General features: G+C 59.3%; 21 protein-coding genes. 15 read left to right on the top strand and 6 right to left on the bottom strand.

From position 1 onward, the window contains the following. The first annotated feature begins 1 nt into the window (after window position 1). The 10 genes from rplO to bfr all read left to right on the top strand — a co-directional run bounded on the left by rplO (window position 2) and on the right by bfr (window position 7,213). Window positions 2-439, top strand: a complete 438-nt coding sequence (gene rplO / locus KSS91_RS25845) for a 50S ribosomal protein L15 (RefSeq protein WP_003228720.1) — start codon at window positions 2-4, stop codon at window positions 437-439. Further along, entirely contained in the window at window positions 440-1,768 is a 1,329-nt protein-coding gene (secY, locus tag KSS91_RS25840; RefSeq protein ID WP_015097035.1) for a preprotein translocase subunit SecY, read from the top strand. Between the two features lie 24 nt (window positions 1,769-1,792). Beyond that, window positions 1,793-1,909, top strand: a complete 117-nt coding sequence (gene rpmJ, locus KSS91_RS25835) for a 50S ribosomal protein L36 (protein ID WP_002555468.1) — start codon at window positions 1,793-1,795, stop codon at window positions 1,907-1,909. 130 nt (window positions 1,910-2,039) lie between these two features. Continuing rightward, window positions 2,040-2,396, top strand: coding sequence for a 30S ribosomal protein S13 (gene rpsM / locus KSS91_RS25830; RefSeq protein WP_009045849.1), 357 nt, complete (start codon window positions 2,040-2,042; stop codon window positions 2,394-2,396). 30 nt (window positions 2,397-2,426) lie between these two features. Beyond that, the gene (rpsK, locus tag KSS91_RS25825; protein ID WP_002555466.1) at window positions 2,427-2,816 is read left to right on the top strand and encodes a 30S ribosomal protein S11; all 390 of its coding nucleotides are present in this window, start codon (window positions 2,427-2,429) and stop codon (window positions 2,814-2,816) included. A gap of 18 nt (window positions 2,817-2,834) precedes the next feature. Then, entirely contained in the window at window positions 2,835-3,455 is a 621-nt protein-coding gene (gene rpsD / locus KSS91_RS25820) for a 30S ribosomal protein S4 (protein WP_003176404.1), read from the top strand. A gap of 22 nt (window positions 3,456-3,477) precedes the next feature. Further along, window positions 3,478-4,479, top strand: coding sequence for a DNA-directed RNA polymerase subunit alpha (locus KSS91_RS25815; RefSeq protein WP_007970428.1), 1,002 nt, complete (start codon window positions 3,478-3,480; stop codon window positions 4,477-4,479). Between the two features lie 42 nt (window positions 4,480-4,521). Beyond that, the gene (gene rplQ / locus KSS91_RS25810) at window positions 4,522-4,908 is read left to right on the top strand and encodes a 50S ribosomal protein L17 (protein WP_007970429.1); all 387 of its coding nucleotides are present in this window, start codon (window positions 4,522-4,524) and stop codon (window positions 4,906-4,908) included. Between the two features lie 237 nt (window positions 4,909-5,145). Further along, complete coding sequence (locus KSS91_RS25805) at window positions 5,146-6,600, top strand: catalase (protein ID WP_217836497.1); 1,455 nt, start codon at window positions 5,146-5,148, stop codon at window positions 6,598-6,600. Window positions 6,601-6,748: 148 nt separating this feature from the next. Continuing rightward, on the top strand, window positions 6,749-7,213 hold the full coding sequence (bfr, locus tag KSS91_RS25800; protein WP_007970123.1) for a bacterioferritin: 465 nt from the start codon (window positions 6,749-6,751) through the stop codon (window positions 7,211-7,213). Window positions 7,214-7,277: 64 nt separating this feature from the next. Here the strand turns inward: bfr and uvrA are convergent, their stop codons facing one another. After that, complete coding sequence (gene uvrA, locus KSS91_RS25795; protein ID WP_217836496.1) at window positions 7,278-10,112, bottom strand: excinuclease ABC subunit UvrA; 2,835 nt, start codon at window positions 10,110-10,112, stop codon at window positions 7,278-7,280. 191 nt (window positions 10,113-10,303) lie between these two features. Between uvrA and KSS91_RS25790 the strand changes: the two genes are divergently transcribed. Both KSS91_RS25790 and KSS91_RS25785 read left to right on the top strand, forming a co-directional pair. Continuing rightward, a complete protein-coding gene (locus tag KSS91_RS25790) occupies window positions 10,304-11,701 on the top strand; it encodes an MFS transporter (protein WP_217836495.1) in 1,398 nt (465 codons plus the stop codon). Between the two features lie 9 nt (window positions 11,702-11,710). After that, complete coding sequence (locus KSS91_RS25785) at window positions 11,711-12,223, top strand: single-stranded DNA-binding protein (protein ID WP_095965774.1); 513 nt, start codon at window positions 11,711-11,713, stop codon at window positions 12,221-12,223. Between the two features lie 103 nt (window positions 12,224-12,326). Here the strand turns inward: KSS91_RS25785 and KSS91_RS25780 are convergent, their stop codons facing one another. After that, entirely contained in the window at window positions 12,327-12,875 is a 549-nt protein-coding gene (locus KSS91_RS25780) for a cysteine hydrolase family protein (RefSeq protein WP_015097030.1), read from the bottom strand. Between the two features lie 101 nt (window positions 12,876-12,976). Between KSS91_RS25780 and KSS91_RS25775 the strand changes: the two genes are divergently transcribed. The 3 genes from KSS91_RS25775 to KSS91_RS25765 all read left to right on the top strand — a co-directional run bounded on the left by KSS91_RS25775 (window position 12,977) and on the right by KSS91_RS25765 (window position 16,128). After that, entirely contained in the window at window positions 12,977-13,969 is a 993-nt protein-coding gene (locus KSS91_RS25775) for a GlxA family transcriptional regulator (protein WP_217836494.1), read from the top strand. A 301-nt stretch (window positions 13,970-14,270) separates the two neighbouring features. Beyond that, window positions 14,271-15,380 carry a DUF3182 family protein gene (locus tag KSS91_RS25770; protein WP_217836493.1) on the top strand — a complete coding sequence of 370 codons (1,110 nt, stop codon included), beginning with the start codon at window positions 14,271-14,273 and terminating at the stop codon, window positions 15,378-15,380. Next, window positions 15,370-16,128, top strand: a complete 759-nt coding sequence (locus tag KSS91_RS25765) for an alpha/beta hydrolase family protein (RefSeq protein ID WP_007970134.1) — start codon at window positions 15,370-15,372, stop codon at window positions 16,126-16,128. The genes KSS91_RS25770 and KSS91_RS25765 overlap by 11 nt, the downstream gene beginning before the upstream one ends. 138 nt (window positions 16,129-16,266) lie before the next feature. Here the strand turns inward: KSS91_RS25765 and KSS91_RS25760 are convergent, their stop codons facing one another. From KSS91_RS25760 to KSS91_RS25745, 4 genes are all read right to left on the bottom strand, one after another. Continuing rightward, window positions 16,267-17,253 (bottom strand): lysylphosphatidylglycerol synthase domain-containing protein, encoded by a 987-nt coding sequence (locus KSS91_RS25760; protein ID WP_217836492.1) that lies wholly within the window; start codon window positions 17,251-17,253, stop codon window positions 16,267-16,269. Beyond that, on the bottom strand, window positions 17,240-18,532 hold the full coding sequence (clsB, locus tag KSS91_RS25755) for a cardiolipin synthase ClsB (protein ID WP_217836491.1): 1,293 nt from the start codon (window positions 18,530-18,532) through the stop codon (window positions 17,240-17,242). Before clsB ends, KSS91_RS25760 begins: the two co-directional genes overlap by 14 nt. Next, entirely contained in the window at window positions 18,529-19,293 is a 765-nt protein-coding gene (locus KSS91_RS25750; RefSeq protein ID WP_225923777.1) for an endonuclease/exonuclease/phosphatase family protein, read from the bottom strand. Before KSS91_RS25750 ends, clsB begins: the two co-directional genes overlap by 4 nt. Window positions 19,294-19,557: 264 nt before the next feature. After that, window positions 19,558-20,769: an MFS transporter gene (locus KSS91_RS25745; RefSeq protein ID WP_217836489.1), complete on the bottom strand. Its 1,212-nt coding sequence runs from the start codon at window positions 20,767-20,769 to the stop codon at window positions 19,558-19,560. Between the last annotated feature and the right edge of the window lie 247 nt (window positions 20,770-21,016).

Genomic DNA, 21,016 nt, shown 5'->3' with positions numbered 1-21,016 from the left:
GATGAAACTCAATGATCTGAGTCCAGCGCCGGGTTCCCGTCGCGAAAAGCATCGTCCGGGCCGTGGTATCGGTAGCGGTTTGGGTAAGACTGGTGGCCGTGGTCACAAAGGTCAGACCTCTCGCTCCGGTGGCACCATTGCTCCAGGCTTTGAAGGCGGTCAACAGCCGCTGCATCGTCGCCTGCCGAAGTTCGGTTTCGTTTCCCTGAAAGCCATGGATCGCGCAGAAGTGCGTCTGTCCGAGCTGGCTAAAGTGGAAGGCGACATCGTCACCGTGCAGTCCCTGAAAGATGCCAACGTGATCAACGTCAACGTACAGCGTGTGAAAATCATGCTGTCCGGTGAAGTGACTCGCGCTGTCACTATCGGCAAGGGAATCGGCGCCACCAAAGGTGCGCGTGCGGCTATCGAAGCAGCTGGCGGCAAGTTCGAGGAATAAATGGCTAAGCAAGGTGCTCTCTCTGCGCTCGGCAAAGGCGGTATGTCTGAACTCTGGGCTCGTCTGCGTTTTCTGTTCCTGGCGATTATCGTCTACCGAATAGGCGCACACATCCCGGTTCCAGGTATCAACCCGGACCGACTCGCGGACCTGTTTCGACAGAATGAGGGGACCATTCTTAGCTTGTTCAACATGTTTTCCGGCGGCGCGCTGGAACGGATGAGCATCTTTGCACTGGGGATCATGCCGTACATCTCGGCATCGATCATCATGCAACTGATGACCGCCGTCAGTCCGCAACTGGAGCAGTTGAAGAAGGAAGGTGAAGCTGGCCGTCGCAAGATAAGCCAGTACACCCGCTACGGCACTGTCGTCCTCGCTCTCGTCCAGGCCATTGGCATGTCCATTGGTCTGGCGGGGCAGGGCGTTTCGTTCACTGCTGACTTCAGCTTTCATTTCGTTGCGGTAACCACATTTGTGGCAGGCGCGATGTTCATGATGTGGCTGGGTGAGCAGATCACTGAGCGTGGTGTAGGCAACGGTATCTCGATGTTGATCTTCGCAGGTATCGTCGCCGGTCTTCCGAGAGCGATCGGGCAGTCTTTCGAGTCTGCGCGTCAGGGTGATATCAACATCTTCGCCCTGGTTGCCATCGGTTTGCTGGCAGTAGCGATTATCGGTTTCGTGGTGTTCATTGAGCGTGGTCAGCGTCGTATTGCTGTTCACTACGCCAAGCGTCAGCAGGGCCGCAAGGTCTTCGCTGCGCAGACCAGCCACTTGCCGCTGAAGGTGAACATGGCCGGTGTTATTCCGGCTATTTTCGCGAGCAGCATTTTGCTGTTCCCGGCTTCGTTGGGTGCCTGGTTCGGTCAGTCTGAAGGTATGGGCTGGTTGCAGGACATCTCGCAGTCGATCGCTCCTGGTCAGCCGTTGAATATTCTGCTGTTTAGTGCAGGGATTATTTTCTTCTGCTTCTTCTATACGGCGTTGATGTTCAATCCGAAAGACGTAGCGGAAAACCTGAAGAAGTCCGGTGCCTTTATTCCGGGTATCCGTCCAGGTGAGCAGTCTGCGCGCTACATTGATGGCGTTCTGACTCGCTTGACCATGTTCGGTGCTCTTTACATGACGGCCGTCTGCCTGTTGCCCCAGTTCCTGGTGGTTGCAGCGAACGTACCGTTCTACCTTGGCGGGACCTCGTTGCTGATCGTCGTCGTGGTTGTGATGGACTTCATGTCCCAAGTACAATCGCACCTCGTTTCGCACCAGTACGAATCCCTGATGAAGAAAGCCAACCTGAAGGGTTACGGCAGCGGCATGCTGCGCTGACCCATAAGGTTCGAGGAGTTGGTGATGAAAGTTCGTGCATCGGTGAAAAAGCTGTGCCGTAACTGCAAGATTATTCGCCGCGAAGGTGTTGTTCGAGTAATTTGCAGCGCGGAACCGCGTCACAAACAGCGCCAAGGCTGAGTGTGATTGTGCTTCAAGCCCGGCAGCTAGTGCGCTGCCGGGTTGATTATTTGTTATTACAGCGATATTATCTCGCGCCCTATTTCTTGGCTTCCGGGGCGTAGGTAGCTGTCAATTGGAGTCCCACTGAATGGCCCGTATTGCAGGCGTTAACATTCCAGATAACAAGCATACTGTTATCTCGCTGACCTACATCTATGGTGTTGGTCGCACTACTGCACAGAAAATTTGTGCAGAGACTGGGGTAAACCCAGCAGCAAAGATCAAAGATCTGAGCGACGAGCAGATTGAACAGCTGCGTGGCGAAGTGGCGAAGTTCACCACTGAAGGTGACCTGCGTCGCGAAATCAACATGAAAATCAAGCGCTTGATGGACCTCGGTTGCTATCGCGGTCTGCGTCATCGTCGCGGTCTTCCAGTGCGCGGTCAGCGTACCAAGACCAACGCGCGTACCCGTAAAGGTCCGCGTAAGCCGATCCGCAAGTAATCGCCCCAGCGAATCGACAGGAATTTAATCATGGCAAAACCTGCTGCTCGTCCTCGTAAAAAAGTTAAAAAGACAGTGGTTGATGGCATCGCCCACATCCATGCATCTTTTAACAACACCATCGTGACCATCACCGACCGTCAAGGTAACGCTCTTTCCTGGGCTACCTCCGGTGGTTCGGGTTTCCGCGGTTCCCGCAAGTCCACCCCGTTTGCTGCTCAGGTAGCTGCTGAACGTGCTGGTCAAGCTGCGCTGGAATACGGCCTGAAAAACCTCGACGTCAACGTCAAAGGTCCAGGTCCGGGTCGTGAATCCGCAGTCCGCGCTTTGAACGGCTGTGGCTACAAGATCGCCAGCATCACCGACGTGACGCCAATCCCGCACAACGGGTGCCGTCCGCCGAAGAAGCGCCGCGTGTAATCCAGGAGATTGTAAAGAATGGCTCGTTACATTGGTCCAAAATGCAAACTCGCTCGTCGCGAAGGCACCGATCTCTTCCTGAAGAGCGGCGTGCGCGCGATCGAATCGAAGTGCAACATTGAAGCAGCACCTGGTATCCACGGCCAACGCCGCGGTCGCCAGTCCGACTACGGCACCCAACTGCGTGAAAAGCAGAAGGTCCGTCGTATCTACGGCGTTCTCGAGCGTCAATTCAGCGGCTACTACAAAGAAGCTGCTGGCAAGAAAGGTGCAACCGGTGAGAACCTGCTGCAACTGCTCGAATGCCGTCTGGACAACGTTGTATACCGTATGGGCTTTGGTTCGACTCGTGCCGAATCCCGTCAGCTGGTATCGCACAAGTCGATCAGCGTAAACGGTCAGACCGTTAACGTACCGTCCTACCAGGTTCGTGCTGGTGACGTGGTTGCTGTTCGCGAGAAAGCAAAAAATCAACTTCGCATTGTCCAAGCTCTCGATCTGTGTGCCCAACGTGGCCGCGTAGAATGGGTAGAAGTAGACACTGAGAAGAAGTCGGGCGTTTTCAAGAACGTTCCAGCTCGCAGTGATCTGTCCGCCGACATCAACGAAAGCCTGATTGTCGAGCTCTACTCCAAGTAAGGGCTAGAAAATAGGTGCATCCATGCAGATTTCGGTAAATGAGTTCCTGACACCCCGCCACATTGATGTGCAGGTTGTCAGTCCAACCCGCGCCAAGATCACTCTCGAGCCTCTCGAGCGTGGTTTCGGCCATACCCTGGGCAACGCGCTGCGCCGCATCCTGTTGTCCTCAATGCCCGGCTGTGCAGTAGTCGAGGCCGAGATTGACGGTGTGCTCCACGAGTACAGCGCCATCGAAGGTGTACAGGAAGACGTCATTGAAATCCTGTTGAACCTTAAAGGTCTGGCTATCAAGCTGCACGGTCGTGACGAAGTTACGCTGACCTTGTCGAAGAAGGGTTCGGGGGTGGTTACCGCTGCCGATATTCAGCTGGATCATGATGTCGAGATCGTTAATCCCGATCACGTAATCGCTAACCTGGCGTCTAACGGCGCCCTGAACATGAAGCTCGTAGTAGCTCGTGGTCGTGGTTATGAACCGGCAGACTCGCGTCAGAGCGATGAAGACGAAAGCCGCAGCATCGGTCGCTTGCAGCTTGACTCTTCGTTCAGCCCGGTTCGCCGTATCGCATACGTGGTGGAAAACGCCCGTGTCGAGCAGCGTACTAACCTGGACAAGCTGGTTATTGATCTGGAAACCAACGGTACTCTGGATCCTGAAGAGGCTATTCGCCGCGCTGCAACCATCCTGCAACAGCAGTTGGCTGCGTTCGTCGACCTCAAAGGTGACAGTGAGCCAGTGGTTGTCGAGCAGGAAGACGAGATCGATCCGATCCTGCTTCGCCCGGTTGACGATCTGGAACTGACTGTACGTTCGGCTAACTGCCTTAAGGCGGAAAACATTTACTACATCGGTGACCTGATTCAGCGTACCGAAGTGGAACTGTTGAAGACTCCGAACCTGGGCAAGAAATCCTTGACTGAAATCAAGGACGTTCTGGCCTCCCGCGGTCTGTCCCTCGGCATGCGCCTCGACAACTGGCCGCCTGCAAGTCTTAAGAAGGACGACAAGGCGACTGCCTGATCGTCGTAATCACCGAACGTAGTGTTTGGTAAGGAATGAACCATGCGTCATCGTAAAAGTGGTCGTCACCTGAGCCGCACCAGCTCGCACCGCAAGGCCATGTTCCAAAACATGGCGGTGTCGCTGTTCGAGCACGAGCTGATCAAAACGACTCTGCCAAAAGCCAAAGAACTGCGCCGCGTTGCCGAGCCGCTGATCACTCTGGCCAAGACAGACAGCGTTGCTAACCGTCGTCTGGCTTTCGACCGTACTCGTTCGAAAGCTATCGTTGGTAAGCTCTTCAACGACCTGGGCAAGCGTTACGCTACCCGTGAGGGTGGCTACCTGCGCATCCTCAAGTGCGGTTTCCGCGCTGGCGACAACGCGCCTATGGCGTACGTCGAGTTGGTTGATCGTGCTACTGCTGGCGAAGCTGTATCCGCCGAGTAAGACGTCAGTCTGAAACAAGGAACCGGGCCTAGTGCCCGGTTTTTTGTGCCTGTAAGAAACGCACCGTTTGTACAAGCCTCTCCTTCGTCCACATCGTCATTATGTGATGGGGATGGTCATTAGTTTTTCTCTATCGATGCCTGCAAGTTAATTAATTTGTAGCTGTCATATTGATGATTAATACTCCTTCTCAGCCGATAGCCGGCAGTTCAAGACCGACAGAGGAAGGAAGATCGCATGAGCCAAAACAAAACGCTTACCACCGCCAGTGGCGCTCCTGTTGCCGATAACCAGAATTCCCGTTCCGCCGGCCCTCGTGGCCCGCTGCTGCTCGACGACTTTCATCTGATCGAGAAGCTTGCCCATTTCAACCGTGAAAACATCCCTGAGCGCCGTGTGCACGCCAAAGGCTCGGGTGCTTACGGTACGTTCACCGTGACGCGCGATATCACTCAATACACCAGTGCGAAGCTGTTTGAGGCAGTCGGCAAGCAGACCCCGACTTTCCTGCGGTTTTCCACCGTGGGCGGTGAGCGCGGTTCGGCCGATACCGAGCGTGATCCACGCGGGTTTGCCTTGAAGTTCTACACCGAGGAAGGCAACTGGGACATTGTCGGCAATAACACGCCAGTGTTCTTCATTCGTGATCCATTGAAGTTTCCGGACTTTATCCACACCCAGAAGCGTTTGCCGCAAAGCAACCTGAAAAGTGCCCAGGCGATGTGGGACTTCTGGTCGCATTCGCCCGAGGCGTTGCACCAGGTCACCATCCTGTTCTCCGACCGGGGTATCCCTGACGGGTACCGCCACATGCACGGCTTTGGCAGCCACACGTACAGCCTCATCAACGCTCAAGGCGAGCACCACTGGGTGAAGTGGCACTACAAGACCCGGCAGGGGATCAAGAACCTTGCTCCAGCGGAGGCTGCGCGCCTGGCGGGTACAGATCCGGATTACGCCCAGCGCGACTTGTTCAATGCCATCGAGCAGGGTGATTTCCCGAAATGGCGTGTGTGCATTCAGATCATGAGCGAGTCTCAGGCGGCAGCGCACTACGAGAACCCGTTTGATGTCACCAAAACCTGGTCGCAAAAAGAGTTTCCACTGATTGAAGTCGGAGAGCTGGAGCTCAATCGCAATCCGCAGAACTACTTCGCGGAAGTCGAGCAGGCGGCGTTCGGTCCCAGCAACATGGTTCCAGGCGTTGGTTTGTCGCCGGATCGTATGCTGCAGGGGCGCGTGTTCGCCTACGCGGATGCTCACCGCTACCGCGTCGGCACCAACCACCAACAGTTGCCAGTCAACGCTCCGCGCAGTCCGGTCAACACCTATCAGCGCGATGGATCGATGGCCTTTGGCAGCAATGGCGGTGCGGCGCCGAACTACGAGCCAAACAGCTACGTAGAATCGCCGAAGCAGGCACCTCGTTACGCAGAGCCGGCATTGGCCCTCAGTGGTGCCGCCGATCGTTACGACCACCGCGAAGACACTGATTACTACAGTCACGCCGGCGCGTTGTTCCGCTTGATGTCTGAAGAGCAGAAATCACTGCTGGTCAGCAACATCGCCGGTGCGATGGCGGGGGTGACGAGTGATGTGGTTGATCGCCAGCTGCAACATTTCTACAAAGCTGACCCGGCGTATGGAGAAGCAATCGCAAAACTGCTCAACGTACAGCTTAACGAAGTCTAAATGAGAAGCAGAACCGCCCTTGTTTGGGCGGTTTTTGCGTTATTTCAGCTGGTTTTCTCAGAATATCTTCGCTTTTATTGCGTCTTGCGAGTGACGATAAGGGCATGTTGGTTCAAACTACAACTTTCAAGCAGGGAGATGTAGGGCGATGCAAGGCCACCCAGATGTGATCGATTACCTCAACACGTTGCTGACCGGCGAACTGGCCGCGCGTGATCAATATTTCGTCCATTCGCGGATGTATGAGGACTGGGGTTTCACCAAGCTCTACGAACGAATCAACCACGAGATGGAAGAGGAAGCAGGGCACGCTGATGCCCTGATGCGCCGGATCCTGATGCTCGAAGGTACTCCGCGCATGCGTCCGGACGATCTCGATGTCGGCACCACGGTGACCGAGATGCTCGAGGCGGATTTGCGCCTGGAATACAAGGTGCGGGCTGCGCTGTGCAAAGGCATCAAGCTCTGCGAGCAGCACAAGGACTACGTCAGCCGCGAAATGCTGCGGGTTCAATTGCATGACACCGAAGAAGATCACACTTACTGGCTCGAAAAGCAGCTGGGTCTGATCAAGTTGATCGGGCTTGAGAACTACCTGCAATCCCACGCCTGATTCAGCGAATACAAAAAAGCCCCTGCCACCGATGAAGTGACAGGGGCTTTTTCATGGCGCCCGGTTAAGCCCGGTCCCGCTCCAGCAGCGGCTTGAGGTAGTAGCCGGTATGGGATTGCTTCATCTCTGACACTTCCTCCGGTGTACCGACGGCGATGATCTGACCGCCCTTGGAACCACCTTCCGGACCGAGGTCCACCAGCCAGTCGGCGGTCTTGATCACGTCCAGGTTGTGCTCGATGACCACCACGGTGTTGCCGTGGTCGCGCAGGCGATGCAGCACGTCCAGCAGTTGCTGGATATCCGCGAAGTGCAGCCCGGTGGTCGGTTCATCGAGGATATACAGGGTCTTGCCTGTATCACGCTTGGACAATTCGCGAGACAGCTTCACCCGCTGGGCTTCACCTCCGGAGAGCGTGGTCGCCGATTGCCCCAGCTTGATGTACGAAAGGCCGACGTCCATCAACGTTTGCAGCTTGCGCGCCAGGGCCGGTACGGCATCGAAGAACACCCGCGCTTCCTCGATGGTCATCTCGAGGGTTTCGTGGATGCTCTTGCCCTTGTACTTGATCTCCAGGGTTTCACGGTTGTAGCGCTTGCTCTTGCACACGTCGCACGGCACGTAGATGTCCGGCAGGAAGTGCATTTCGACCTTGATCAGGCCGTCGCCCTGGCAGGCTTCGCAACGCCCGCCCTTGACGTTGAAGGAGAAGCGCCCCGGGCCGTAGCCCCGGGAGCGGGACTCCGGCACGCCGGCGAACAACTCGCGGATCGGCGTGAACAGTCCGGTATAGGTCGCCGGGTTGGAGCGCGGTGTGCGGCCGATCGGGCTCTGGTCGATGTCGACGACCTTGTCCAGGTGCTCCAGGCCCTTGATGCTGTCGTGGGCGGCCGCCTCAAGCGTCGTTGCGCCGTTCAGCGCGGTGGCGCTCAACGGGAACAGCGTGTTGTTGATCAGCGTCGATTTACCCGAGCCGGATACGCCGGTCACACAGGTCAGCAGGCCGATCGGAATCTCCAGGTCGACATTGCGCAGGTTGTTGCCGCGCGCGCCCTTGAGCGACAGCGTCAGCTTCTTGTTGCGCGGCGTACGTTTGGCCGGGACTTCGATTTTCACCCGGCCCGACAGGTATTTGCCCGTCAGCGAGTCCGGATGCGCCATGACCTCGGCCGGTGTGCCTTCGGCGACGATATGCCCGCCGTGCACGCCGGCGCCCGGGCCGATGTCGACCACGTAGTCGGCCAGGCGGATCGCGTCTTCGTCGTGCTCGACCACGATCACAGTGTTGCCGATATCGCGCAGATGCTTGAGGGTGCCCAGCAGCCGGTCGTTATCGCGTTGATGGAGGCCGATGGAAGGTTCGTCAAGGATGTACAGGACGCCCACCAGGCCGGCGCCAATCTGGCTGGCCAGGCGAATGCGCTGGGCCTCGCCACCGGACAAGGTGTCGGCACTGCGGTCCAGCGACAGATAGTCGAGGCCGACGTTGACCAGGAACTGCAGGCGTTCGCGGATTTCCTTGAGGATCTTGTCGGCAATTTCGCCACGCCGACCGGTGAGCTTGAGCCCGCCAAAATATTCGGACGCATCGCCGATCGGCAGGTTGGTCACCGCCGGCAGGGTTTTCTCGCCGACCCAGACGTGCCGCGCTTCACGCCGCAGACGGGTGCCACGGCAATCCGGGCACGACTGGGTGCTGAGGAATTTGGCCAGCTCCTCGCGCACCGATGCCGATTCGGTTTCGCGGTAACGGCGCTCCAGGTTCGGCACGATGCCTTCGAACGGGTGCGAGCGTTTGACGATGTCGCCGCGGTCGTTCAGGTATTTGAAATCGACGTTTTGCGAACCGCTGCCATGCAGGATGAATTTCTGCTGGTCGGCGGGCAGTTCGTTGAACGGTACTTCCAGGCTGAACTTGTAGTGCGCGGCCAGTGATCCGAGCATCTGGAAGTAATAGACGTTACGCCGGTCCCAGCCACGAATCGCCCCTTCGGCCAGGGTCAGTTCGCCGTTGACCAGGCGCTTGATGTCGAAGAACTGCTTTACCCCCAGACCATCACAGGTCGGGCAGGCGCCGGCCGGGTTGTTGAAGGAGAACAGCTTGGGTTCAAGCTCGCTGATGGCGTGACCGCAGATCGGGCAGGCGAAGCGTGCGGAGAAGATCATCTCTTCACCCGGTTCGTCGTCCATCGGCGCTACCAGGGCGATGCCGTCCGCCAGTTTCAGCGCGGTTTCGAAGGATTCGGCCAGGCGTTGTTGCAGGTCGGCGCGAACCTTGAAACGGTCCACCACGACATCGATGGTGTGTTTTTTCTGCTTGTCGAGCTTGGGGGCTTCGTCCAGCTCGTAAAGCTTGCCGTTGATTCGGGCGCGGACAAAACCCTGTGCGCGCAGTTCTTCGAAAACCGACAGGTGCTCGCCTTTGCGCTCGCGGATGACCGGGGCCAACAGCATCAGTTTGCTGCCCTCCGGTTCGGCGAGGACCAGGTCGACCATCTGGCTGACGGTCTGCGCTTCCAGCGGAATGTCGTGGTCCGGGCAACGGGGGATGCCCACGCGGGCATACAGCAGGCGCAGGTAATCGTAGATTTCGGTAATGGTGCCGACCGTCGAACGCGGGTTGTGCGAGGTGGACTTCTGTTCGATGGAGATCGCTGGCGACAGGCCTTCGATGGTGTCGACGTCAGGCTTTTCCATCATCGACAGGAACTGCCGGGCATAAGCCGACAGCGATTCGACGTAGCGGCGCTGGCCTTCGGCGTACAAGGTGTCGAAAGCCAGGGACGACTTGCCGGAGCCGGACAGGCCGGTGATGACGATCAGCTTGTCCCGTGGCAGGGTCAGGTCGATGTTCTTCAGGTTGTGGGTTCGAGCCCCACGAATCAGGATCTTGTCCAAGGTGGCCTCGCTCGGCGGGCGTCGAAAACGTAGGAGTATACGGCCAAACACTGGATGGATGCACACTATCAAACGAGAGGGTTACTGTCTTACATGAAGAGTGTGTCAGCAATGCGCGTCAAAGCGTCGCGATATACCCCGCCAATCGATCGGACTGGTAGAATCGCCGCCGGTTCACATGAGGTTTTTCCATGCACGATCCCCACAGCGAGCGCATGAGTGGTAGCGAGACCCGCGCGGCAAGCGGTCTGGCCCTGGTGTTCGCCTTCCGTATGCTTGGCATGTTCATGGTGTTGCCGGTACTGGCGACCTATGGGATGGATCTGGCCGGAGCCACGCCGGCCCTGATCGGTCTGGCGATTGGTGCTTATGGCCTGACCCAGGCAGTTTTCCAGATTCCGTTCGGTTTCATTTCCGACCGCATCGGCCGTCGCCCGGTGATTTACCTGGGCTTGATCGTCTTTGCCCTCGGCAGTCTGCTCGCCGCCAATGCCGATTCGATCTGGGGCGTGATCGCCGGGCGAATCCTGCAGGGTGCCGGGGCGATTTCCGCCGCGGTCATGGCCTTGCTGTCCGACCTGACCCGCGAACAGCACCGGACCAAGGCCATGGCCATGATCGGCATGACCATCGGCCTGTCGTTTGCGGTGGCCATGGTGGCCGGCCCGCTGTTGACCCGCGCCTTCGGGTTGTCCGGGCTGTTCCTCGCCACGGGCGGCATGGCGCTGTTCGGCATCGTGATCGTGATGTTCATGGTGCCGCGCTCCACCGGCCCGTTGCAGCACCGTGAGTCCGGTGTCGCGCGCCAGGCGTTGATGCCGACCCTCAAGCATCCGGACCTGCTGCGCCTGGACCTGGGCATTTTTGTCTTGCACGCGATGTTGATGTCCAGCTTCGTCGCCTTGCCCCTGGCACTGGTCGAGAAAGCCGGGTTGCCCAAAGAGCAGCACTGGTGGGTGTACCTGACCGCGCTGCTGATTTCTTTCTTCGCCATGATTCCGTTCATTATCTACGGCGAGAAGAAACGCAAAATGAAACGAGTTTTACTCGGCGCCGTCGTGACGTTGATGCTCACTGAGCTATTCTTCTGGCAGTTCGGTGACAGCTTGCGGTCTCTGGTGATCGGTACGGTGGTGTTCTTCACCGCGTTCAATCTGCTGGAGGCTTCATTGCCGTCGCTGATCAGCAAGGTTTCACCGGCAGGTGGCAAGGGCACGGCGATGGGGGTTTATTCCACCAGCCAGTTCCTCGGCTCGGCACTGGGGGGAATCCTCGGTGGCTGGCTGTTCCAGCATGGCGGTCTGTCGGTTGTATTCCTCGGATGCGCCGGTCTGGCTGCCCTCTGGCTGGCCTTTGCTGTTACCATGCGCGAACCTCCCTACGTCACAAGCCTGCGCTTGCCGTTGTCGCCCGAGGCGATCCGCGAAGCGGGTCTGGTCGAGCGCCTGAAGGCGGTCGTAGGGGTAACAGATGCAGTCATCGTCGCGGAAGAGGCGGCGATTTACATCAAACTGGACACCGAACTATTGGATCGCACCACCCTTGAGCGCCTGGTGAACAACCCGGCCGGGGCAGCGTGCGCAGCCTAGGAGAACGTTATGGCCCGTGGGGTTAACAAAGTCATATTGGTCGGCACTTGCGGCCAGGATCCCGAAGTTCGCTACTTGCCTAACGGTAACGCCGTGACCAACCTGAGTCTGGCGACCAGCGAACAGTGGACCGACAAGCAAACCGGCCAGAAAGTCGAAAAGACCGAATGGCACCGTGTATCGATGTTCGGCAAAGTGGCAGAAATCGCCGGCGAATACCTGCGTAAAGGTTCGCAGGTTTACATCGAAGGCAAGCTGCAGACCCGCGAGTGGGAAAAAGACGGTATCAAGCGTTACACCACCGAAATCGTGGTCGACATGCAAGGCACCATGCAACTGCTGGGTGGCCGTCCACAGGGCGACCAGCAGGGCCAGGGCGGCGGCAACTACCAGCAATCCGCTCCGCGCCAGCAGGCTCAACGTCCTGCTCCGCAACAGCAGCCACAGCGTCCGGCCCCTCAACAGGCCGCACCGCAACCGGCTCCGGATTTCGACAGCTTTGATGACGATATTCCGTTCTAAGGCAGCTGCAAGCCTCAAGCTACAAGCAGCAAGCTGATAAAACAAAACCCGCACTTCGGTCTGAAGTGCGGGTTTTTTATGGGCAGTGAAATTTGGTGCAGACTCAGGCCGCGAGAAACTCGTCGGTCGACACCACGCTGGCATAGGCAAACGCCAGGGCCGCCATGAACGCCGCATGAACCTGGGCCGCCGGAACCGACACGCCATTGAATTCCAGGTCACGGGTGGCGCAGGCGTCGTGGATCACGGTCACCGTGTAGCCGAAGTCCGCCGCCGCACGGGTGATGCCATCGACGCACATATGGCTCATGCTGCCCACAACCACCAGTTCCGTGATGCCTTGCTCGTCGAGGATCGATTTCAGCTCGGTTTCGCGGAACGAGTTGACGAAGTGCTTGAGCACCACCGGTTCGTCAGCGCGGTTGATCACTTTGGGGTGCAGCTTCGCGCCTTCGGAGTTCGGGGTGAAGAACGGTGCCTCTGCGGAGGTGAATTCGTGGCGGATATGCACCACCGGATCACCGGCATCACGGAAGGCCTTGATCAGGCGGACGGCGTTGTCGGCGGCGGCGTCGGCGCCGACCAGTGGCCACTTGCCTTGGGGGAAGTAGTCGTTCTGGATATCGACTACGATGAGCGCTTGCTTGGCCATGACTGTTTCCTCGAAGTGTGTGTGGGTGTGGAATGAAGTATTGGCGCTGGCAGGCGGTCCGGGGATTGGCCGCACCGACAATAAGAGGGGGAAAACTGACAATGGACGCAGAAAGGGCAATCGCCGAGCTCGGTGTGCTGATCTATCCTGGCGCGCAGATGGCGGCGGTGCATGGCTTGACGGACTTGTTCGGGGTGGCGAACCGGATCGCCGCCGAGCATCAGGCTGCGCAGCTGCCCCTGCTGCGGGTCAGCCATTGGCAGGTCGAGGGTGATCAGCCGCCGCTCCGGGTCTTCGACAGCCATCCCGGCCCGGAGCGTGCCCTGGTGGCCGTGTTGATCCCGCCATCGATTGCCGGCTTTTCCGAGGGCCAGGCGCCACAGGGTTTGATCCGCTGGTTGCGCGAGCAACATGCCAGCGGCGCGACACTGGGCGGGGTTTGCGTGGGCTCGATCCTGTTGGCTGAAAGCGGCCTGCTCGATGGTCGTAGCGCTACCACCCACTGGACCTCGGCCAAGACCTTTGCCGAACGTTATCCGGCGATACGGCTCAAGGCCGATACGCCGATTGTCGATGACGGCGATCTGATCACCACCGCGGGACTGATGGCGTGGTCTGAACTGGGTTTGCGCCTGGTCAACCGTCTGCTGGGACCGAGCATTGCCAGCAATACCGCGCGTTTTCTAGTGGTGGAACACAGCGATAGCGCCAGCGAGTGCGGCAGCAATTTTGCGCCGATCCTCAGTCATGGCGATGCGGCGATCCTCAAGGTGCAGCACTGGTTGCAAAGCACCGGGGCGACCGATGTGTCGCTGGCGGCGATGGCCGAAAAGGCAGGGCTGGAAGAGCGCACCTTCCTGCGACGCTTCCGCACGGCCACCGGGCTCAAACCTACCGAATACTGTCAGCATCTGCGAGTCGGCAAGGCCCGGGAAATGCTTGAGTTCACCAACGGCACCATCGATCACATCGCCTGGACGGTGGGTTATCAGGACCCCGGCGCGTTTCGCGCGACGTTCAAGAAAATTACCGGGCTGGCGCCGAGTGATTATCGGATGCGGTTTGGGGTGAGCCCTGGATCGGTTGCACGGTAGTCGCATCACCCCCGATCTCCTGTGGGAGCGGGCTTGCTCGCGATGAGGGCATGACATTCAACATTGATGTGTCTGGAACACCGCTATCGCGAGCAAGCTCGCTCCCACAGGGTCGGGTGTGTGGGCTGGAGTCGTGCAAAATGCCGGAGTATCAAAGGGCGTCGTGCAGAATAAAACAGGCCCCATGCCATCACTTTCTACGCAACGGGCTGATTTAAAACCCCTCTTTGCGTAACGGGCCTTGGCCTGATCCCTGCACCCCTTCAACTACATTCATCAAGCGTTGATTGAAGGGGGATGCATGACCCCAACAAACCGCAAGAAACTGGTGGTTGCCCATTCGGTACTCGCCGACGCGCCGCTGCACGAAGTCGAGACCAACCGTGCGCTGGCGCGCTGGCTGGCGCAGATAATGGGACTCAAGTACGGCGGCAGTTACGATCCGCAATTGCACGACGGTCGGGATCTCTACCTGTTGCCGACCCAGACGCTGGTGGGCGCTGAGGCTGCCCGGCAACTGGGGGTCAAGGGACCACAGGATTTGTGGGGTGGTTATGTCGACCATGATTTCATCTGCACCAAAGCCATCAGTCATGGGCTGCTCAACCACCATGCCCATGCGCCGCCAGGCTGGGCTCCTTTGTTTTCCCAGCGGGTACGCAGCGTCGTACTCGACGGTCTCAGCGTGTTCTGCCTGAAGGATGCTCGCCCGGCGGCGGAACATCTGTTGTACACCGGGCCGATCCGCCTGAAGCCGATACACGCTTGTGCCGGACGTGGTCAGGAAGTGATCCGGAGCCTCGACGAGTTCGATGAAATTCTGGCCAGGCCCGAGGCTGACGCGACCTTCACCGAAGGTGTGGTGCTGGAGCAGGATCTTGATCAGGTGATTACCCACAGCGTCGGCCAGAGCTTCATCGGCGACAAGGTGCTGAGTTACTGCGGTGATCAATACTTGACCAAAGACGCTGAGGGCGAGGAGGTGTATGGCGGCTCGAACCTGTTGGTGGTACAGGGCAGCTACGACGATTTGTTGAAGCTGGACATTGCCGATGACGTGCGGGTGGCTATCAAGCAGGCGCAGGTGTTCGACAGCGCCGCGGATGAAGCCTATCCGCGTTTCTATGCGTCACGGCGCAACTACGACATCGCTCAGGGCATCGATAGCGACGGCAAACAGCGCAGCGGCGTGCTCGAACAATCCTGGCGCATGGGCGGTGCCAGCAGTGCCGAGGTGGCGGCTTTGCAGAGTTTCGTCAACGATCCGGGGATGCGCGCGATTCGTGTGTCTTCGGTGGAAACCTACATTGATCAGCCGCTGCCGACAGATGCCATCGAGGTGTATCGCGGGCCGGCGCAAAGCAGTGAATTTCTCCTCAAGTACGTAACGGTTAAATCCTATGACGGCTAGAAGCGAATCCATTCAGATCGATATCGATAATGAACAGATGAGCGGGACTTTTCTGAGCCCCAAATCGAAAGTCCCCGGCGTACTTTTTGTGCACGGTTGGGGCGGCAGTCAGGAGCGGGACCTGGAACGCGCCAAAGGCATTGCCGGTTTGGGGTGTGTATGCCTGACCTTTGACCTGCGCGGGCACACCGGTGGCACCGGCATTCCATTGTCCCGGGTAACCCGGGAGGACAATCTGCGCGACCTGCTGGCAGCCTATGACCGCTTGCTCGCGCATCCGGCCCTCGATACCTCGGCGATTGCCGTGGTCGGCACCAGTTATGGCGGTTATCTGGCCTCGATTCTGACTTCGCTGCGGCCGGTGCGCTGGCTGGCGCTGCGGGTGCCGGCGCTGTACCGCGACGAGCAATGGCACACGCCGAAACGTGACCTGGACAAGCTGGATCTGCGTGATTACCGAGGCACCCTGGTGCGTGCCGACAGCAACCGGGCCTTGCATGCCTGCTCGCAATTTCGCGGGGATGTCCTGCTGGTGCAGTCCGAGACCGACGACTATGTGCCCCACGCGACGATCATGAGCTACCGGGCGGCCTGCCAACAGACTCACTCAATGACCCACCGCATCATCGACGGTGCCGACCACGCCTTGAGCGACCCGGTTTCCCAGCAGGCCTATACCTCGATCCTTGTCGACTGGATTACCGAGATGGTGGTCGGGGAGCGGTTGAGCATTATTCAATCCCAGTGATTTGCGGTGTGCCTGCGCACGCCTTCGCGGGCAAGCCCGCTCCCACAATGTCTGCAGGTGTTCACAAAGAATGTGTTCATAACCGATCAACTGTGGGAGCGGGCTTGCTCGCGAAGGCGTGCGCAAGCACACCCCAAATCATTTGGGTTTCCTGGCAATCCGCAACGACTTGGCCTTGGCCTCCACCAACAGGTACATCACCAGGGCAATCAACAACGGCAGGATGAAATAAATCGCCCGATAGGCCAGCAGCCCGGCCACCAGGCTACCCCGCGAAACCTCGTGTTGCAGCAGCGCCACGAACACCGCTTCGAGCACGCCGAGCCCGGCCGGGATGTGAGTGATGACCCCGGCGATGGCGCTGATCAACAGCACGCCCAGTACCAGTGGATAGTCCAGTTTGCTCGGCAGCAAGGTGAAGATCACCGCCGCCATCAGCGACCAGTTCAGCGCACCGAGGGTCAGTTGCAGCACCGCCATGCGCAAGGACGGGAGGTCGATTTCGATACCGCGAATCACCCACTCACGACGTTTGGCAAACTGGCACGCTACCAGGTAGCCGGCGCTCAACAGCAACAACAAGACCCCCACGCCTTGCAGCGCGCTGCTGCTGAGCTTCCAGCCCGGCGGCATGCGCACCAGCCCGCTGCTGAACACGGCGCCGGCAATGACCATGTAGCCGAACCAGTTGGTCGCCAGGCTCAGGCCAAGGATCTTCGCGATGTTGCTCTTGCTGACCCCGAGCCGCGAATACAACCGGTAACGCATGGCGATGCCGCCGACCCAGGCGCTCAGGTTCAGGTTGAAGGCGTAGCTGATGATCCCCACGGGCAGTATCTGTTTCCACGTCAGGTTCTGGCGGATGTAGGTGCGGCCGATCAGGTCGAAGCAGGCGTACACCAGAAAACTCACCAGGGTCAGCCCCGACGCAATGATCAGCGTGCGCACCTTGAAATCGGCCAGGTTATCGAACACTTCGTTCCACTCCAGGCGCTGGGCGAGCATCGTGAACAGCACGATCAGCATCAGGAAAAACAGCATCGTCAGCGGTCGTTTCCAGCGGCTCCAGTGCGACTTGCCCGGGCTTTTGGCGTCAGTTGCCATGTGAGGCTCAGCGCGGTTCATGGTCAGCGCTCCCGGTCGGAGGGGGGATGGGTTTCAGGCGAGGTTTATGCGCCGGCAACCAACCGGCCCAAGCCGGGAAATGCCGCAGGAAGTGAAACACCAGAAAACCTATGGTCATGTGCCAGACACGCCCGCGTGGCGTGATGGCGTGAGACATGGCCTTGCAATGGTTGTCGCTGAGGTCTTCCAGGCGATCGAACAGAACTCGATTGAAGCCACGGTCGCGGATCAGCACGTTGGCTTCCAGATTCATCGACAGGCTCAACGGGTCGAGGTTACTGGAGCCGACGGTGCTCCAGTCTTCATCCACCAATGCAACCTTGCCATGCAACGGGCGGTCGCAATATTCGTAGATCTTCACCCCGGACCTGAGCAGGTAATCGTAGGTCATGCGTGCGGCGAGTTTGGCCACCAGCATGTCCGGTTGCCCTTGCAGGATCAGCCGCACATCCACACCCCGGCGGGCCGCGTTGCGGATATCGCGCAGCAGGCGCAAGCCGGGAAAGAAGTAGGCATTGGCGATCACCACCCGGCGCTTGGCCTGGCGTAACACTTGGCGGTAAACCTCTTCAATGTCGGTCGGGTGCTCACCGTTGTCGCGGTACACCAGACGTACCTGGCCATCGTGATCGCTGAGGGCCAGCTCCGAACGCCGCTGCCGACGGCGTTGCCACCAGTATTTGGCGTGCGCCGGGCGACCGCATTGCAGCAGAGTGAAGTGATGAATGTCGGCCACCGCCGGGCCTTGCACCTCCACGGAATAGTCCTGCTTGGCCTCGGGCCCGAAGTCGGCAAGGTGATCGGCAGAAAAGTTGATCCCGCCGATGAAGGCAATGCTGCCGTCCACTACCACTATCTTGCGGTGCAGGCGTCGGAACCAGTTGGTGCGGATGCCCAGGCGTTTTGGTGCCGGATCGAACATTTGCAGGTGCACGCCGGCGGCGGTCAGGGCGGTAAGGAACTCGGTACTCAATTCGCCGCAGCCAAAGCCGTCGAGGCTGACGGTGGTGCGTACACCGCGCTGGGCAGCTTCGATCAGGATCTGTTGCAGCTCATTGCCAACCTTGTCCTCGAACACAATGAAGGTTTCCAGCAGGATTTCACTTTGCGCCCGGCGAAGGGCGTCAAATACCCGGGGAAAATACGCTTCACCGTTTTCCAGCAACTCGACGCGATTGCTGCCTTGCCAGCCGTATTCGACGTCGACCGCTGTCGGCTCACGGATCGGCGGAGCGGGGATGTTATCCAGTGTGGTTTTTTCCATCGACTGGCTGCTCATAACTCGATCTCCACCGACAGCGGGACGTGGTCGGAAAGGTGCGACCAGGGGCGGGTGGTCAGCACTTGCGGATGGCTGGCCTTGAGGTTGCGCAGGTAGATGCGGTCCAGACGCAATGCCGGCAGGCGCGCGGGGAAACTGCGCGCCGGTTTGCCGTGGTGCGCGGCGAAGGCTTCGCGCAGTCCGCAGGGTTTGAGCAACGCATCGGCGCGCTGACGCCAGTCGTTGAAGTCCCCGGCGACGATCACCGGGGCATCGGCGGGCAGGGCGTCCAGACGCTGGGCGAGCAGCTTCAATTGCGCCGTGCGGTGACTTTCGCGCAGCCCCAGATGCACGCAAATGGCATGCACTTCCTGGGCGTCGCCTGGCAGGCGCAACACACAATGCAGGATCCCGCGGTTCTCGTGACCGCTGATGGACACATCGAGATTGTCGTGGCGGATGATCTGGAATTTCGACAACAGCGCGTTGCCGTGATCACCCGCCGGGTACACCGCATTGCGGCCATAGGCGAACTGCGGCCACAGGGTGTCGGCGAGGAATTCGTATTGCGGCATCGCCGGCCAGTTGGTGTAGCGCTTGGGGTGGTGCTCGTGGGTGCCGTGGACTTCCTGCAAAAACACCACATCGGCAGACACGCTGCGCACCGCTTCACGCAGTTCCGGCAGGATGAAACGCCGGTTGAGCGCGGTGAAACCTTTATGGGTGTTGACCGTCAGCACCTTGAAGCGATAAGTCACGGACGGATCCTGTACCCGCATGTCGGTTGCATTTGAGTGTGCGGGAATATCGGTGTGATTCGCTGTCATGTCGCCTCCCGCCTGACGGCTCGTATTTTGGGATGACTCTGGGGCGACGGCGAAAGTTTCGATGGGGCTACGGACGGTACTCGACTTGAACTCACATCCATCCAATGTGGGAGCGGCGGTGCGGCGATCCGACTTGCTCGCGAAAGCGGTGTGTCAGTCACCTCATTGTTGAGTGTGCCGACGCCTTCGCGAGCAAGCCCGCTCCCACAGTGTTTATCAATGGCCGGCGATAATGCGGGCAGAACCGCCGGCCGGCTCGGCATAGGCCGGGCCAAGGCGATCAAGACGTCCGCTCCACGCAGTCAATGCCAGCGCCACCAGCACCACCAGGCCACCGATCCACGCGGTATGGATCAAACCCATGTGGGCGACGATCAGGCCACCGCCCCAGGCGCCACCGGCAATGCCGAGGTTGAACGCGGCGATGTTCAGGCCGGATGCCACGTCCACGGCATGGGGCGTGTGATGTTCGGCCTGGCGCACCACATACACCTGCAACCCCGGCACGTTGCCGAATGCCACGGCACCCCAGACCAGAACGGTAGCCAGTGCCAGCCAGGGATTGCCGGCCGTGAAGGTCAGCGCGAACAACACGGCGGCGAGCAGGGCAAAAATGATTTTCAGGGCGCTGATCGGACCGCGTTTGTCCGCCAGTTTGCCGCCCCAGATATTGCCGACGGCCACGGAGATGCCGTAGACCAGCAACACCAGGCTGACGGCGCTGGCGCTGAAGCCGGAGAGGTCCTGAAGTATTGGCGCGAGGAAGGTAAAGGCGGTGAACGTGCCGCCGTAGCCGACGGCCGTCATCGCATACACCAGCAACAGGCGAGGTTGCTTGAGCACCTGCAATTGCTGCAAGAACGACGCGGGTTTGCTGTGGGCGATATTTTTCGGCACGTAGATCAGGCTGCCGATGAAGGCGATGACGCCCAGTGTCGAAACGGCGAGGAAGGTTTCACGCCAGCCGAAATGCTGGCCGATGAATGTCCCCAGCGGCACGCCGGTGACCAGCGCCACGGTCAGGCCGGTGAACATGATGGCAATCGCGCTGGCGGCTTTTTCCTTCGGCACTAGACTGGTGGCGATGGTCGAACCGATCGAGAAAAACACCCCGTGGGCCAGGCCGGTGACGATCCGGGCGAGGATCAGCGACTCGTAGCCCGGTGCTTGCCAGGCCAGCAGGTTGCCGAGGGTAAACAGCACCATCAGCGACAACAGCAACAACTTGCGCGGAACCTTGCCGGTGAGGGCGGTGAGCACCGGGGCGCCGACGGCAACGCCAAGGGCATACAGGCTGACCAGCAGGCCGGCGGACGGCAGGCTGACGCCGAGGTCGGCGCCAATAGTGGGTAACAGGCCAACGATGACGAACTCTGTCGTCCCGATGGCAAAGGCGCTGAGGGTCAGCGCGAGCAAGGCAATGGGCATGGCTGCAACTCCGGAGGATGATTCGATGGAGCGCAGTGTCGGGGTTCGGGTTGTGCGGAAAAATACAGGGACGAGCATTTGATATTTGCGTACAGATCAAATATCGCGAAGGCGGGTGCATACTTGTGGCGAGGGGGCTTGCCCCCGTTCGGCTGCGCAGCAGTCGTAAATCCCTGGTATGCGGTGTGTCAGATGTATCCGAACGTTAGGTATTGGGGGCGCTTCGCACCCCAACGGGGGCAAGCCC

The sequence above is a fragment of the Pseudomonas azerbaijanorientalis genome, from assembly GCF_019139795.1.
In the GTDB taxonomy this organism is placed as follows: domain Bacteria; phylum Pseudomonadota; class Gammaproteobacteria; order Pseudomonadales; family Pseudomonadaceae; genus Aquipseudomonas; species Aquipseudomonas laurylsulfatiphila.
This window is presented reverse-complemented; position numbering and strand designations above follow the sequence as displayed.